This window comes from Amycolatopsis rubida (genome assembly GCF_900115345.1).
Taxonomy (GTDB): domain Bacteria; phylum Actinomycetota; class Actinomycetes; order Mycobacteriales; family Pseudonocardiaceae; genus Amycolatopsis; species Amycolatopsis rubida.
Genome location: NZ_FOWC01000005.1, coordinates 189,821 through 203,837, shown reverse-complemented (window position 1 = coordinate 203,837; position 14,017 = coordinate 189,821). Strand labels below are relative to the sequence as shown.

11 protein-coding genes and 1 pseudogene are annotated in these 14,017 nt (G+C 70.6%); 9 read left to right on the top strand and 3 right to left on the bottom strand.

All coding sequences use genetic code 11. The annotated features are described in order from the left end of the window. Positions 1-40 precede the first annotated feature (40 nt). Positions 41-1,240: a sensor histidine kinase gene (locus BM362_RS21430; protein ID WP_093574319.1), complete on the top strand. Its 1,200-nt coding sequence runs from the start codon at positions 41-43 to the stop codon at positions 1,238-1,240. After that, a complete protein-coding gene (locus BM362_RS21425) occupies positions 1,237-1,881 on the top strand; it encodes a response regulator (protein WP_067580127.1) in 645 nt (214 codons plus the stop codon). The genes BM362_RS21430 and BM362_RS21425 overlap by 4 nt, the downstream gene beginning before the upstream one ends. On the opposite strand, the gene BM362_RS21420 is transcribed toward BM362_RS21425, so the two are convergent. Both BM362_RS21420 and BM362_RS21415 read right to left on the bottom strand, forming a co-directional pair. Beyond that, positions 1,865-3,544 carry a GGDEF domain-containing protein gene (locus tag BM362_RS21420; RefSeq protein ID WP_093574318.1) on the bottom strand — a complete coding sequence of 560 codons (1,680 nt, stop codon included), beginning with the start codon at positions 3,542-3,544 and terminating at the stop codon, positions 1,865-1,867. The two genes, BM362_RS21425 and BM362_RS21420, sit on opposite strands and share 17 nt — an antisense overlap. Before the next feature lie 144 nt (positions 3,545-3,688). Beyond that, complete coding sequence (locus tag BM362_RS21415) at positions 3,689-4,795, bottom strand: lycopene cyclase family protein (RefSeq protein ID WP_093574317.1); 1,107 nt, start codon at positions 4,793-4,795, stop codon at positions 3,689-3,691. A gap of 38 nt (positions 4,796-4,833) precedes the next feature. On the opposite strand from BM362_RS21415, the gene BM362_RS21410 reads away from it, so the two are divergent. The 7 genes and pseudogenes from BM362_RS21410 (at position 4,834) to BM362_RS21390 (ending at position 12,506) form a co-directional block, all read left to right on the top strand. Next, positions 4,834-6,396 (top strand): deoxyguanosinetriphosphate triphosphohydrolase family protein, encoded by a 1,563-nt coding sequence (locus BM362_RS21410; RefSeq protein WP_067579132.1) that lies wholly within the window; start codon positions 4,834-4,836, stop codon positions 6,394-6,396. Between the two features lie 28 nt (positions 6,397-6,424). Next, positions 6,425-6,925: a GNAT family N-acetyltransferase gene (locus BM362_RS21405; RefSeq protein WP_093574316.1), complete on the top strand. Its 501-nt coding sequence runs from the start codon at positions 6,425-6,427 to the stop codon at positions 6,923-6,925. 318 nt (positions 6,926-7,243) lie between these two features. Beyond that, positions 7,244-10,003 carry a S8 family serine peptidase gene (locus tag BM362_RS21400; protein WP_167545394.1) on the top strand — a complete coding sequence of 920 codons (2,760 nt, stop codon included), beginning with the start codon at positions 7,244-7,246 and terminating at the stop codon, positions 10,001-10,003. Positions 10,004-10,180: 177 nt separating this feature from the next. Beyond that, positions 10,181-10,321 carry a hypothetical protein gene (locus BM362_RS47560; RefSeq protein WP_157904857.1) on the top strand — a complete coding sequence of 47 codons (141 nt, stop codon included), beginning with the start codon at positions 10,181-10,183 and terminating at the stop codon, positions 10,319-10,321. Positions 10,322-10,479: 158 nt separating this feature from the next. Then, positions 10,480-11,067 (top strand): annotated as a pseudogene (locus tag BM362_RS50635) (ATP-binding cassette domain-containing protein); the annotation flags it as partial. Positions 11,068-11,142: 75 nt separating this feature from the next. Further along, positions 11,143-12,117: an ABC-F family ATP-binding cassette domain-containing protein gene (locus BM362_RS50630; protein ID WP_425285725.1), complete on the top strand. Its 975-nt coding sequence runs from the start codon at positions 11,143-11,145 to the stop codon at positions 12,115-12,117. Positions 12,118-12,296: 179 nt separating this feature from the next. Continuing rightward, entirely contained in the window at positions 12,297-12,506 is a 210-nt protein-coding gene (locus tag BM362_RS21390; protein WP_003071237.1) for a helix-turn-helix domain-containing protein, read from the top strand. Here BM362_RS21390 and BM362_RS21385 read toward each other — a convergent pair. Then, positions 12,493-13,803, bottom strand: coding sequence for a glycosyltransferase 87 family protein (locus BM362_RS21385; RefSeq protein ID WP_208865297.1), 1,311 nt, complete (start codon positions 13,801-13,803; stop codon positions 12,493-12,495). The genes BM362_RS21390 and BM362_RS21385 overlap by 14 nt on opposite strands. Between the last annotated feature and the right edge of the window lie 214 nt (positions 13,804-14,017).

The following is a 14,017-nucleotide window of genomic DNA, read 5'->3' as shown; positions in this document are numbered from 1 at the left end:
GAGGGAGGCGCCCGCCGGGGCGGCCTGTCAGGATTGGCGGGTGCGTTTCTTCCGTCCGCTGGTCAGCGGGGTCACCTATCGCCGGTGGGTGTACTTGATCCTCGGTGCCGCGCTCAGCGTGCCGTACCTGCTGCTCGCCATGGTCGCGATGCCCTCGCTGGTGCCGTTCGCCACGACGATGGGCTGGGCGAGCCTGGCCGGATTCGTCGTGATGCTCGTCGTGCTGGCCGCGACCGCGTTCCTGCCCGCGGTGCGGGTGCTGGAGGCGGCGGCGGTGCGGGAACTGCTCGCCCAGCCCGCGCCGGGACGCGGAGGGCTGCGGTGCGCGGCGATGTTCGTGCTGCACGTCATGGCCGGTCTGGTCACCGGGCTCGCGACGCTCGCCTTGCCCGCCGGATTCGGGTTCGCGATCAACGCAGTCTTCACCGGCCGGCTTGTCGACACTCCGGATTTCCAGCTGACGGTTCCGCGCGGCTGGGCTTCGGCGTGGCTGCCCGCGGCGTTCGTGGCGGCTTTCGTCGTGCTGATCTACTTCGTGTGGGCCCTCGGCGCAGTGCTGCGCCGCGCGGCCGCCCGGTTGCTCGGCTGGTCCGCCGCCGAACGCATCGCGCAGCTCGAACGCCGTACCGGCCAGCTCGCCGAACGCACCCGGCTCGCCCGCGAACTCCACGATTCGGTCGGCCACGCGCTTTCGGTGGTCACGCTGCAAGCCGGTGCGGCGCGGCGGACGTTGCACACCGACCCGGGTTTCACCGAGGAAGCGCTTACCGCGATCGAGGAATCGGCCCGCACCGCGCTCGACGACCTCGACCACGTGCTCGGCCTGCTCCGCGACGAAGCACGCGACCGGACGCCGCACGCGGGTCTCGCCGACCTGCCCGCGCTGATCACCGTGACGCAGCAGTCAGGGACGGAGTGCCGCGTCGAAGTGCAAGGCGATGTCGAGAAGGTGCCAGCGGTGGTTTCCCGCGAGGTGTACCGGATCTTGCAGGAATGCCTCACCAACGCGGTGCGGTACGCGGGCAAGGTGCCGGTCACCGTCGCGCTGGCGGTCGCGGACGGGCAGCTGCGGGCGGCGGTCGCGAATCCGCTCGGCTCGGCCCGGCCGTCGCGCGGCCGCGGCGGACGCGGTCTGCGGGGCATGGCGGAGCGGGCGGAACTGGTGGGTGGCAAGCTGTCCGCGGGACCGGTGGGCGAAAGCTGGGAGGTCGTGGTGACGGTGCCGTGGGGGAACCGGTGAGCGTGCGAGTCCTGCTGGTGGACGACGAACGGCTGATCCGGGCCGGGCTGCGCGCGATCGTCGACAGCGAACCGGACCTGACCGTGGTCGGCGAGGCGTCCGACGGCGCGGAGGTGCCGGGTCTCGTCGGGCAGCTGCGCCCGGACGTCGTGCTGATGGACGTGCGGATGCCCGCGGTGGACGGGATCCGCGCGACGGAGCATCTTCTGTCCACTGTGGAGGATCCGCCGAAGGTGATCGTGGTGACCACTTTCGAAAACGACGATTACGTGTACGACGCGCTGCTCGCCGGGGCGAGCGGATTCCTGCTGAAACGCGCGCGCCCGGAGGAGATCGTCGCCGGGATCCGCACGGTGCTGGCGGGGGATTCGCTGCTGTTCCCGGCCGCGATCCGGGGCATGGCGGCTCGCCGCGCGCCGGGCGCCGCCGTCGCGCTGGACTTCCTGACCGAACGAGAACGCGACGTGCTGCGGCTGATGGCGGCGGGACTGTCCAACGGGGAGATCGCGGCGGAGCTGTTTTTGGGGCTGCAAACGGTGAAAACGCACGTCGGGAACGTGCTGTCGAAGCTGGGCGCGCGGGACCGGACGCAGGCGGTGATCCGGGCTTACGAGTCGGGGTTCGTCAGGCCGACCGGCTGACGGCGACGTCCCGGCCGATGCCGCGCAGGACTTCGACGCGGTCGCTGCCGGGGCGGCTGAGCACCCAGCTCGAACCGGGAACGGCTTTGGCGCGTTTCTTGAGCGGCGCGAGCAGCCGGGAAGCGTCCCGGTAGGACGGAATCGTGCCGCTGCCGCACACGAGCGTCGCCAGGGAAACCGTGACCGGCATGCCCTCGGCGGACCAGCGCGTGTCCAGCAAAGCCGCGGCGACCGTGCCGATCTCGTCCACGTCGCACACGATCAGGAAGTCGTCGCCGCCCACGTGGCTCACCCGCATCCGCGGCAGCCGCCGGGAGAGGTCGGCGAGGGTTTCGCCCAAGGCGCGGATCAGGTCGTCGCCGGCGGCGAAACCGGCGTTGTCGTTGACCGACTTGAACGCGTCGACGTCCAGCCACGCCGCCACGAACTGCTCGCCGCTCGCGATCCGGCGTTCGACGTCGCGGGCCGCCGCTTCACTGCCCGGCAGGCGGGTGAGCGGGCTGAGCGTGACCGCCTCCTCGACCTTCGCCTCGGCGACCCCGCGCACGACCTCGGTCACCAGCACCACGCCGAGACAGTGCCCCGACGCGTCGACCACCACGACGTCGTCGCCGGTGCGGCCCCAGTCGGCGTCGGTGACCAGTTCGAGGAATTCCAGCGCGCTCGCGCCCGCCTCGATCAGGTGCGGTTTGTCCGCCAGCCGTGCGGCGGAGCGCTTCGCGTGCAAGGCGTGTCCGTACGGACCGGTGATGGTGACGAGGAATCGCGTCCGGTCGACTGACCATTGTGGACGGTTGTCCGCGTCGACGCCGACCACGCCGCTCGGCGCGTCCGCGGCGGCGAGCACCTCGCGGACGTCGTCGCAGGTGGCGTCGACCGGCAGGGTCGTGGCCGGGCGGAGGAAATCGCCGACGCGCGGGGCCTGCGGCGGCGCGGGCGTGCGCCGGTCCTCCGGGAGGACTGCGCCGGAGGCGGGCGCGGACCGGTGTGCGGCGGGCGGCGCGAGCAGGTTGCCCTGCGCGATCCGGACGCCGAGGCGCTGCGCCGCGTCGAGCTGCGACTCGGTTTCGATCCCGGTCGCGACCAGCCGGATGTTCGTGCGCGTCGTGTAGTGCAGCAGCGCCTCGACCACCGCCGTCGACGCCGGGTCGCCGGGAAGTCCGCGCAGCACGCTGCGGTCGAGTTTCACCAGGTCCACCGGCGACTGCGCGAGCAGCGCCAGCGGCAGGTCGCCGCGGCCGAGCCCGTCGAGTGCGAGCCGGAAGCCCTGTTCGGTGAGCGCGCGCATGCCGTCGAGCAGGCGGCCGGTAGGCAGGTGCGTGAACGGCGGTCCGACTTCGAGCACCACGTCGCGGGTGCGCCGTGCGGCCGCGCCTAGTTCGGCGACCAGCTCGTCGAACGCCTCCAGCGGCGCCGCGAGCGTGCGCGCGGAGACATTGAGGTGCAGCGGAAGCGCGCTGGGCCGCTCCGCTTCCTGGCGCACCGCGGCGGCGGCCAGCCCGAGGTCGACCTCGGTGAGCCTGCCCGCGCGGCGGGCCTCGGCGAGCAGTTCGTGCGCCGTGCCCCGGCCCGGCCGGGCCAGCGCTTCGTACGCGACGACCCCGCCGGTGTGCAAGCTGTACATCGGCTGGAAGGCGAATCGGACCGCACGCAGCGTCGTCACGGACGCGATACTCGCACCGCCGAAGGGGGCGGCGAAACCGTTGTCAGCTGATGTTCACCAGCGCGGCACTTCGGCCACCGGAACGGAGTAACAAAATGGTTTTCCCTTCCTCCGATCGGAAGCGGGAAAATTCACCGCACGTGGTCAGCCGAGCAGCCGCCGCCGGAGGCGGGGCGGGGCCGCGCGGAACAAGTTCGCCATGGTCGCGGCGGTGCCGGGCAGGTCGGCGCGGCCCGAGGTGAACGCGCGCTGCGCCGGGATCGGGAGGCTGAAGAACAGGTCGAAGAATTGCGCCGACTGGCCAGGTGACATTCCGCACAATGCACGGAGTCCGTGGCGGCGCAAGGCATGCACAGCACGGGCTTCGGGCGGCCACAATGCCTTCCGGGCGGCGCCGGCCGCGGCCGCCGGACCTGCGTCGAACGCGTCCGCGAGAGCCTCCGCGACGCGAGGCGCGAGCTGCAGTGCGGTCGCGAGGCTGTAGCCGGTCGCCGGGTGGACGAGCGCGCCCGCGACCCCGAACGGCACCGCCTGTCCGCGCTTCGGCAGCGGGACGTCGAGCACGATCCGCACCTGTTCGACCCGGCCCGCCGGACGGATTCCCGCCGCGTTGAGCCGCGCGTGCAGCCGCTGGGCCAGCTCGGACACCGGGAGCCCGGGTCTGCGCGCCAGCGATGTCTCTTCGACCAGCACGGAGCCGTCGCCGAGGGGCAGCAGATAGCGGAAGCTGCCGGTGCCGTCGCGCCAGTCCATGAAGACAGCAGTGCCGGGCGGGGCCAGCCGTTCGGCCTGGTCCGCGGGCAGCACGAGCCCGTAGGCGGTCTGCTCGGCGCGCGGGCCGCGGAGCTTGGGCGCTCCTGAGGCATCGACGAACATGGCGGCCGCGAGGCGCCGACCGTCGGCGAGCAGGACCGTCGAACCGTGCGGACCGTGTTCCGCGCCGGTCACCTTGCCCGTGACGACCTGGACTTTCGGTTCGGTGAGCCACTCGCGCAGCCCGCCGTTGTCGAGCACCCGGTACGCCCGGCCGACGCGGTGCTCGCGGGTCCCGAACGCCAGCGTCGCCGCCGGAGCCGCGGCGATCGCTTTGCCCGGCAGCTCAGGCACTTCGTCTGCCCACAGTCCGTAAGTATTCGGCCACTTCCGGTGCGGATCGGGGTCGAGCACGGCCGTTTCCAGCCCCCGCCGGGCGCACGCGGCCGCCAGCGCCCGTCCGGCCGGGCCGCCGCCCGCCACCAGCACGTCGGTCATCCCGCAATCCTGCCGGACGGCCGGATACGGTGGGACGCATGGACGAGACCGATCCGAGGGCAGCGCGCCGGGACCCGGAGAACGGGGCAGGCGGGTTCACCGATCTGGCGACCAGCCCGTTCCGCGTCGACCGCGACCGGATCACCGCGTCGCCGTTCTTCGCGCGGCTCGGCGGGGTCACCCAGGTGGTCAGCGCCGGCGGCGCCGGGCTGCTGCACAACCGGCTGACGCACAGCCTGAAGGTCGCGCAGGTCGCGCGCGGGATCGCGGAGCGGATCACCGGATCGAGCGAGTCCGCCGAACTCGCGGCGAAACTCGGCGGCTGCGACCCGGACGCGTGCGAGGCCGCCGCGCTGGCGCACGACCTCGGGCACCCGCCGTTCGGGCATCTCGGCGAGCAGATCCTGGACCGGATCGCGCGGCACCGGTTCGGCCTGGCCGACGGTTTCGAGGGCAACGCGCAGTCGTTCCGCATCCTCACGACGACGGACGTGCGCGGTCCGTCCGCCATCGGCCTGGACCTGACGACCGCGGTCCGCGCCGCGGTCCTGAAGTACCCGTGGGCGCGGCTGCACTATCCGCAGCCGCATCCGACCGCGATGCCGCTGCCTCCGCGCGGTGCTGCCGAGCCGGACGACGCTCCCGGCACCGGCGCGAGCAAGTTTTCCGCGTATGTCACGGAACTGGACGACTTCGAGCAGTCGCGGGCCCCGTTCGCCGGACGGATCGAGCCCTGGCAGCAGACGGTGGAAGCGTCCGTGATGGACACTGCCGACGACATCGCGTACGCGATTCACGATCTGCAGGACTTCCACCGCATCGGCGTCCTGCAACACGCCCCCGTCGCCGCCGAACTGGGGGAGTGGCTGGCGCACGCCGTCGAGCTGGCTTCGTTGGACGACGCCCGGCTGACCGCGGAAATTCGCCGCCCAGGCCGTTCCCTGGAGCGGATGCGCCGTCGCATGCACCTGAAGGACAGCTGGATCGTGGACGACGACGCCTTCGCCGCGGCCGTCGCCCGAGTCCAACGAGAACTGGTCGACGGTCTGCTCGCGGACGGCTTCGACGGCTCGACCGAAGCCGAACAAGCGACGGCCGCGTTTTCGGCGAACTGGATGGCGCGGCTGGTGGACGGGGTTTTCGTCCTGTCGTCGCCTCCGACGCGGTCCGGCCACGTGTCGCTGCGGCCCGCGCAGTGGCACGAGGTGCAGGTCCTGAAGTTCGTCCACCGGCGGTTCGTGTTGCTGCGCCCCGATCTCGCCCTGCACCAGCGCGGCCAGGCCAGCCTGGTCACGACGCTGGTTGACGCGCTGGACGCGTGGCTCCTGGACCGCGACGAGGCTTCCCGCTTGCCGCGCCGGCTGCACGACCTGATGGAACTGGCGCACGGCGAGTACTCGGACCTCGCCCGGATCGCGCCGGAGCTGCTCGTGGGCGCGACGGGGGAGCGAATCGAAGGCGCGGACGAGGTGCGCGGACTTGCCCGGGGGCGCGCGGTCGTGGACTTCGTGGCTTCGCTGACGGACAAGCAGGCGGTGACCTTGCTGGACGCTTTGTCGGGCCGGTCGAGCCAGCCTTGGTCGGATTCCTTTGTGCTGTAAATAGGTTGTAAATAAGTTGCGGGGACGGGTGCCGTTGACGACCCGGGAAGCCGGTACCGGCGATTGGCCAGGGATCTGGCCGATCGTCCGGGACGTGGTGACCGAACAGCGGGCGTTCCCCTACGACCCGGCCATGAGCGATTCCGAAGCCCGTCGGCAGTGGCTGGTTCCCGCCCCGGCGCGGGTGGTCGTCGCGGTCGACGGCGACCGGGTGCCGGGCACTGCGAACATGTACGCCAACCGGCCGGGTCCGGGCAGCCATGTCGCTTCGGGAAGCCTGATGGTGTCCCGGGACGCACGCGGCTCGGGCGTCGGGCGGGCCCTGGTGGCGGACCTGATCGCTTGGGCCCGGCGGACGGGTTTCGCGGCGATTCAGTTCAACGCGGTGGTGGAGACCAATGTCCACGCGATCCGGCTGTACGAGAGTGTGGGGTTCGTGACGCTGGGGGTCGCGCCCGGGGCTTTCCGGCAACCGGTCGAGGGGCGGGTCGGGTTGCGCGGCGCAACGCGATGCAGCCACGGGTCGTGAGGGGAACCCTCACGGACGACCAATCGGGACATGCGGGGGCGGCGGCAGCTCCGCCGAACGGCCTACGACGTCCGGCTGGCAACGGATATTGCCTGACCAACGTCACTCCAACGGCCGTTTTTCCCGGACAGAAGTGGTACTTAGCTGGATTCAGCCGGTGATCACCGGCGTTGGCCAGCGTGAGTCGGGGCACGCGGTGTGAGATCGGAGGCGCACGTGCGTCGTACCCGTTCACCTGGAGCCTCGACAAGAACCGCGAGAAGACGGACGGGCGTGGTCGCCGCGGCGGTGCTTGCCGCCGGGCTGGCGACACCGCCCATGGCAACCGCGCAGGAGTCTGCTGTGGATTCCACGGCGAACAGTCAGATCGCCGCATTGCAAGCGGTGAAAGCAGGACAGACCGCGGCTGAGTCCAAAATAGACAGCAAGTTGCTCGTCCAGGAGAAGATGCGCACGCGGACCCTGAGCGCGGCCGCATTGCCGGGAATCGCCAAGACCGCGGACAAGGCGCTGGTCGACATCCGGGTCACGAAGGTCAGCGACGGGCTCGTCAACGACCTGCGCAAGGCCGGGGCCGAGGTGCGTGCGGTGTCGAGCACGGCGGCGAGCATCCGGGCCGACGTGCCGTTGGCCGCATTGCCGGAGATCGCGCAACGCGGCGACGTGAAGCACGTCGAAACCGCGGATCAGGCGATGACGGCGCGGCAGCGGGAAAACAAGAACGGCACGGAAACCAAGCAGCAGAAGGCCGATCGAATCGACCGGCAGCTCAAGGAAGCGATCGGAACCAAAACGCAGGTGGTCAGCGCGGGCGACCGGGCGCACAACGCGGACACGGCGCGTCAGCAGTTCGGCGTGACCGGCACCGGCGTGAAGGCGTGCGCACTGTCCGATGGGGTCGACTCCCTGGAAGTTTCCCGCACCAAGGGCGAGCTTCCGGCGGTCGATGTCCTGACTGGACAAGCCGGCAGCGGCGACGAGGGCACCGCGATGCTGGAGATCATCCACGACCTCGCGCCGAACGCCAAGCTCGGGTTTGCGACAGCGTTCACCTCCGACGCGAGTTTCGCCGACAACATCCGCAAGCTCCGTTTCGAAGCACATTGCGACGTCATCGTCGACGACGTCATTTACTTCAAGGAATCCCCGTTCCAGGACTGGATCATCGCGCAAGCGGTGAACGATGTGACGGCCGACGGCGCGCTCTATTTCTCCTCTGCGGGCAATGAAGGCAATGTCGCCGACGGCACCGCGGCGCACTGGGAGGGCGACTTCGTCGATTCGGGAATCTCGATCGGCAAGTTCGCCGGCACCGCGCACAACTTCGCGGGCGCAGCCGGAACGCAGGTGTTCGAGCCGATCTCGGACGCGTCGTCGGCCAGCATCCCGGTGACGCTGCACTGGTCCGACCCGCTCGGCGCGGCCGCGGACGACTACGACCTCTACCTCCTCGACGCGCGCGGCAACGTCGTGAGCTTCAGCCAGGACGTCCAGAACGGCACCCAGGACCCGTACGAGCAGCTGGCCACCCCGCTTTTCGGCGGCACCGGGCTGCGGCTCGCCGTGGTGAAGTTCTCCGGGGCCGGGCGATATCTCTCGCTGACTGCGTTCGGCAGCCGGTTCCGCGATTCCGCGGACGGGCTCAAGGCGTACTCCACGCCCGGCGCGGTCGTGGGCCACGCCGCGGCGCGCAAGGCGTTCGCGGTCGCCGCGGCACCGGCCGAGGCGGCGTTCGGACGGCCGCTCGAACCGGGCGACCCGGCGAACCCGGCCGGACCGTATCCGGCGGCGTATTCCGCGGCCAGCAAGGCGGAACGGTTCAGTTCGGACGGTCCGCGGCGCGTGTTCTACGAAGCCGACGGAACGCCGATCACGCCGGGCGACGTCTCGTCGACCGGGGGAGAGGTCCGGCAGAAGCCGGAAATCACCGCGGCGGACGGCGTGCACACGTCGGTGAGCGGGTTCGACCCGTTCTTCGGCACCTCGGCGGCCGCGCCGCACGCGGCCGCGATCGCGAGCCTGGTGCTGTCCGGCAACCCCGGACTGTCCTCTTCGGACATTCGCGAGGCGTTCCTCAAGACCGCGGTGGACATCGAAGCACCCGGCACGGACAACCTCACCGGTGCCGGAGTGTTGCTGGCGGACAAGGTGCTTGCGTATACCGGAGCGAGCCCGCAGCCGTACGCGGAGGCGGGACAGCCGACGGTCCGCGGCCCCAACGGCGGCAGCACGCTCAACCCCGGTGACACCGCGACGGTCACGCTGCCGGTGAAGAACACCGGCGACGGCACGGCGGTGTCCACGAGCGTTGTGCTCACTTCGCCGACCCAGGGCGTCACGATCGAGCCGCGGGCGAAGTCGTACGGCACGATCAGCCCGGGACAGACCGGAATCAACGACTTCACCGTCACGATCCCGGCCAGCCAGCAGCTCGGCTCGCCGGTGGTGCTCAACGCGAAGGTGAGTTTCGCGGGCTCGTACTCGCCGCGCAGCAGCACGTTCTCGCTGCCGGTCGGCACGCCGTCGCCGGTTTCGCAGGCGTTCGCCTACGCCGGTCCGGCGGTCGCGATCCCGGACAACTCGCCGCTCGGCGCGTCGGTTCCGCTCGTGGTGAGCGGCGTCGGTCCCGCGTCGAAGGTGTCGCTTTCGATCGACGGCACCACCTGCACCACGGCGGAGAAGGCGACCACGGTCGGCATCGACCACACCTACGTCAACGATCTGGTCGGCACGCTGACCTCGCCGTCCGGCGCGACAGCGACGCTGTTCCAGAAGAGCGGCGGCAGCGGCAACAACCTCTGCCAGGTGGTGTTCGACGATTCCGTGACCAAGCTGTTCAGCACGGCCGGGTCCGCGGACGCGCCGTACACCGGCGCCTACCGGCCGGTCGCGCCGCAGGGTCAGCCGGGCGCTTCGGCGGACGGCACGTGGACGTTCAAGGTCGTCGACACCGCGGGCGGCGACACCGGTTCCCTCCGCAGCGTTTCGCTGCACGTCAACGGGTACGTGCCGGCCGGGCGTCCGGCGGACGCGCACAAGACGGTGACCACGGGGCCGGTGCGGCCTCAGCTGGCCTGAAACGATGCGGGGCCGCCGCACTGCGCGGCGGCCCCGCGTCGCTTCCGGCAGGGCAGGCCACCGGCGGGGGAACTCCCGTCCGAACGGCTCGTTCGCCCGCCGCCGCGAAGGCCAGGCGCGGGCCGCACCGCATTCAGCCGCCCGGGACGCGAAGCCCTGCCGTCCAGACTGTCCGAAGTGGACGCTGCGGTGCTCGGCCGGCGGCTGGGGAAGCTGTTCGACCGGGCCGAACCGCTGCACCAGGTGCCGGCCGAAGCCGCGCAGCGAGCGCGTGCCGTCGAGCTGGTGGTGAGGGATCGAACAGCAGGGCGCGAGTGAATCCGGACACGGCCGCGAAAACCGTTCGACGCCGACCCGTACACTGGGTTCGTGGTCATCCGGGCATTGGTGTGGATTCAGAGAGAGTAGCCGCCCGCCCCGCATCGCACGCGGTGCCGGGGCGCTTCAGCACGTCCATCTGACCACCCCCGTCTCCGGGAGTTCTCTTGATCACGGCTACTGGCCTTGAGCTGCGCGCCGGTTCGCGCATCCTGCTCAACGGCGCCACCCTCCGCATCCAGTCCGGCGACCGCATCGGCCTCGTCGGCCGCAACGGCGCGGGCAAGACCACCTCGCTGAAGGTCCTCGCGGGCGAGGGCGAACCGCACGCCGGCGACGTCCGGCGCAGCGGCGAACTCGGCTATCTGCCGCAGGACCCGCGCGAGGGCGACCTGTCGGTCACCGCGAAGGACCGCGTGCTGTCCGCGCGCGGGCTCGACACCCTGCTGCGCGACATGGAAAAGGCGCAGACCGCGATGTCCGAGCTTGTCGACGACAAGCAGCGGGACAAGGCGATCAACCGCTACGCGCGGCTCGAAGAGCGGTTCTCCTCGCTCGGCGGGTACGCCGCGGAGAGCGAGGCGGCGCGGATCTGCTCGAACCTCGGCCTCGCCGACCGCATCCTGTCCCAGACGCTCAGCACGCTGTCCGGCGGCCAGCGCCGCCGCGTCGAGCTGGCACGGATCCTGTTCGCCGCCGCCGAGGCGGGCGCGGGCGGCAAATCCGAGACGATCCTGCTGCTGGACGAGCCGACCAACCACCTCGACGCCGATTCGATCAACTGGCTGCGCGGCTTCCTCAAGCAGCACGACGGCGGGCTCGTGGTGATCAGCCACGACGTCGAACTGCTCGGCGACGTCGTGAACAAGGTGTGGTTCCTCGACGCCACGCGCGGCGAGATCGACATCTACAACATGAGCTGGCAGCGCTACCTCGACGCGCGCGCCACCGACGAGAAGCGCCGCCGCCGCGAGCGCGCGAACGCCGAGAAGAAGGCGTCCGCGCTGCAGGCGCAGGCCGCGAAGCTCGGCGCGAAGGCGACCAAGGCCGTCGCGGCCAAGAACATGGCCCGGCGTGCGGAGCAGATGCTCTCCTCGCTGGACGAGACGCGCCAGGCGGACAAGGTCGCCCGGATCAAGTTCCCGGACCCGGCCTCGTGCGGGCGCACGCCGCTGACCGCCGACGGACTGTCCAAGTCGTACGGTTCGCTTGAGATCTTCACCGGCGTCGATCTGGCGATCGACCGCGGCTCGAAGGTCGTGGTGCTCGGATTGAACGGAGCCGGAAAGACGACATTGCTCCGGCTGCTCGGCGGAATGGAAACGCCGGACACCGGCGCTGTCGAACCGGGTCACGGATTGCGTTTGGGCTATTACGCACAGGAACACGAAACGCTCGACCACGAAGCGTCGGTGTGGGAAAACATCCGCCATCTCGCGCCGGACACCGGCGCGCAGGAGCTGCGGAACCTGCTCGGCTCGTTCCTCTTCACCGGGGAACAGCTGGACCAGCCCGCCGGAACCCTGTCCGGCGGCGAGAAGACCCGGCTCGCGCTCGCTGGACTCGTGTCCAGCCAAGCCAATGTGCTGCTGCTGGACGAACCGACGAACAACCTGGACCCGGCCAGCCGTGCCCAGGTGCTCGACGCGCTGCGCAGCTTCGCCGGCGCGGTCGTGCTGGTGACGCACGACCCGGGCGCGGTCGAGGCGCTCGAACCCGAGCGCGTGATCCTGCTTCCGGACGGAACCGAGGACCACTGGTCCGCGGAGTATCTGGAACTTGTCCAGCTTGCCTGACCGAGTGCGTCCGTTCGGGTGCTTACCGTGTCGGGCACGGCACTGGAATGGCCCAATGTGATCGCGGTTTCGATCGTTTTACGGCTGTCGTCTGGCAATCCGGCGCGTAGTGTTCGATCATTGCCCCGGCAGGGGCCGCGAATGGCCCGGAACAACCACTCGGCGGGAAGGCGATCGACGTGGCTGATCTCAAGAAAGGCGCGCGGATCACCGGCAACACGCGCGACAAGCTGGCCGCTGACCTGAAGAAGAAATACGAGAAGGGCTCGAGCATCCGGGCGCTGGCCGAATCCACTGGACGGTCCTACGGGTTCGTCCACCGGGTGCTGTCGGAGTCCGGGGTCCAGCTGCGGGGGCGCGGCGGGGCCACGCGAGTCAAGAAGAAGTAGCGTCAGCGCGGCCGCTGCGCGGGGGGCGCACGGTCGGACCGGTTGTCCGGAAGGTCAGCGCGGCGCCGAGGAGTACCAGCGGGTACACGAGGTAGCCGTACCGGGTGGCCGGGGTAAGCAGGATCAACGCGCCGAGTCCGACGGCGGTTCGCGTCAGTGCAGCGGATCCCGTCGCGGGGGGCCGGCGCGCCAGCCAGATCAGCATCGCCACCGCCGCGAGACCCACCAGCACCAGGGAAACCACGGTGCCGGCCGGCCCGGCCTGTGCGATCAGATGCCCGGGCAGCGGGCTCGCCGCGGGGGAGCGGACCGCCCCTATGCCGAGCGGGAACCGGATCACGTGCTCGGTGAACGCCGCCGGGTTCGCCAGATACACCGGAAGATGCAGCGCGATCGTCGTCGCGGCCAGCGCACCCGCGAAGCGACCTGGTGCCGCCCAAGGATTTTCGCCGCGAGCACGCCGGTAAACGAATACCGCGAGCACCGCGGCGGCAGGCGCGACGATGAGTTTCGCACTGATCACCAGCGCCAGCACGAACCCGGTCCATCCTGGACGGCCGGAGGCGGCCAGCGCGAACGTCAGCACGAGCAGGCCCACGATCGCGAGGTCCGGTCCGGCCACCGCCCAGGTCAGCGCGGTCAGCGGACAGGCGATCGCGAGCTGTGCGGCGAAAACCGGGACCCGGGGCCGGTTCAGCAGCCGCCACGACGCGTACGCGCAGATCGCCGCGGCCAGCGCGAACATCCAGCGCGCGTCGGTCAGTGCATTGAGGACTGGACTGCCGCCGAACAACGCGCGCGGCAGCCCGAAAACGGTCATCACCGGGCCGTACGGCGTGTAGTCGTTCACTTCCGGTGCGCGGTGGAGCGCGGCGATGTCGATGTACGGGGTTCCGTTCCGCAGCAACAGGTCCGCGCTGCGTTCGATCACCCACACCTCGGGTTGCGCGGCCCAGGAGAACGGGGTGATCAGCCAGTCGGTTCCGGTCAGCCGCCGGACCACGAGCATGAGCAGCGGCGCGCACATCGCGAGCACGACCACCGCCCCGATGCCGATCCAGCGCGAGCCGAATTTGCCGTTAGTTTGCCTTCCGCGGCGCGCGGAAATCGTCAGCCAGGCGCTGTGCGCGGCGGCCAATCCGTATCCGGCGACGGCGAAATCGCCCCAGATCCGGTAGCCGTAGAACTCCGAAGCGAGCGCGGTGCCGAGCGCGAAGGCGAAGCAGCCGAGATAGAAGACGAGATCCCAGGCGGCGACGCGCACCGGATGGGCCGCCTCGGCGCGCGCAGGGGCCATCAGCAGTTGCACCCGCGTTTCCTCCCCGGCTCGCCGACCCGAAACGCCAGGCTACCGAGCCGGGCCGCGCCGGATCCCACCGCCTGTGGCCCGCGCTGGCCCCCCGGCCGGTGAAGGACTCCTTGAGGGAATCCGGGTCTTTCGGGGAGTCCTGCACCGACTTCGGGAAGAATGCCGGTCGCCCCGGTGTTGTGCAGGGCATCTCCGGAAAAAA

Bases quoted from the DNA above. Each gene is read 5' to 3' on its own strand.
- BM362_RS21415 (WP_093574317.1), bottom strand. From the start codon at position 4,795: ATGACCGACGTGCTGGTGGCGGGCGGCGGCCCGGCCGGACGGGCGCTG.
- BM362_RS21410 (WP_067579132.1), top strand. From the start codon at position 4,834: ATGGACGAGACCGATCCGAGGGCAGCGCGCCGGGACCCGGAGAACGGG.
- BM362_RS21400 (WP_167545394.1), top strand. From the start codon at position 7,244: ATGGCAACCGCGCAGGAGTCTGCTGTGGATTCCACGGCGAACAGTCAG.
- BM362_RS21385 (WP_208865297.1), bottom strand. From the start codon at position 13,803: ATGGCCCCTGCGCGCGCCGAGGCGGCCCATCCGGTGCGCGTCGCCGCC.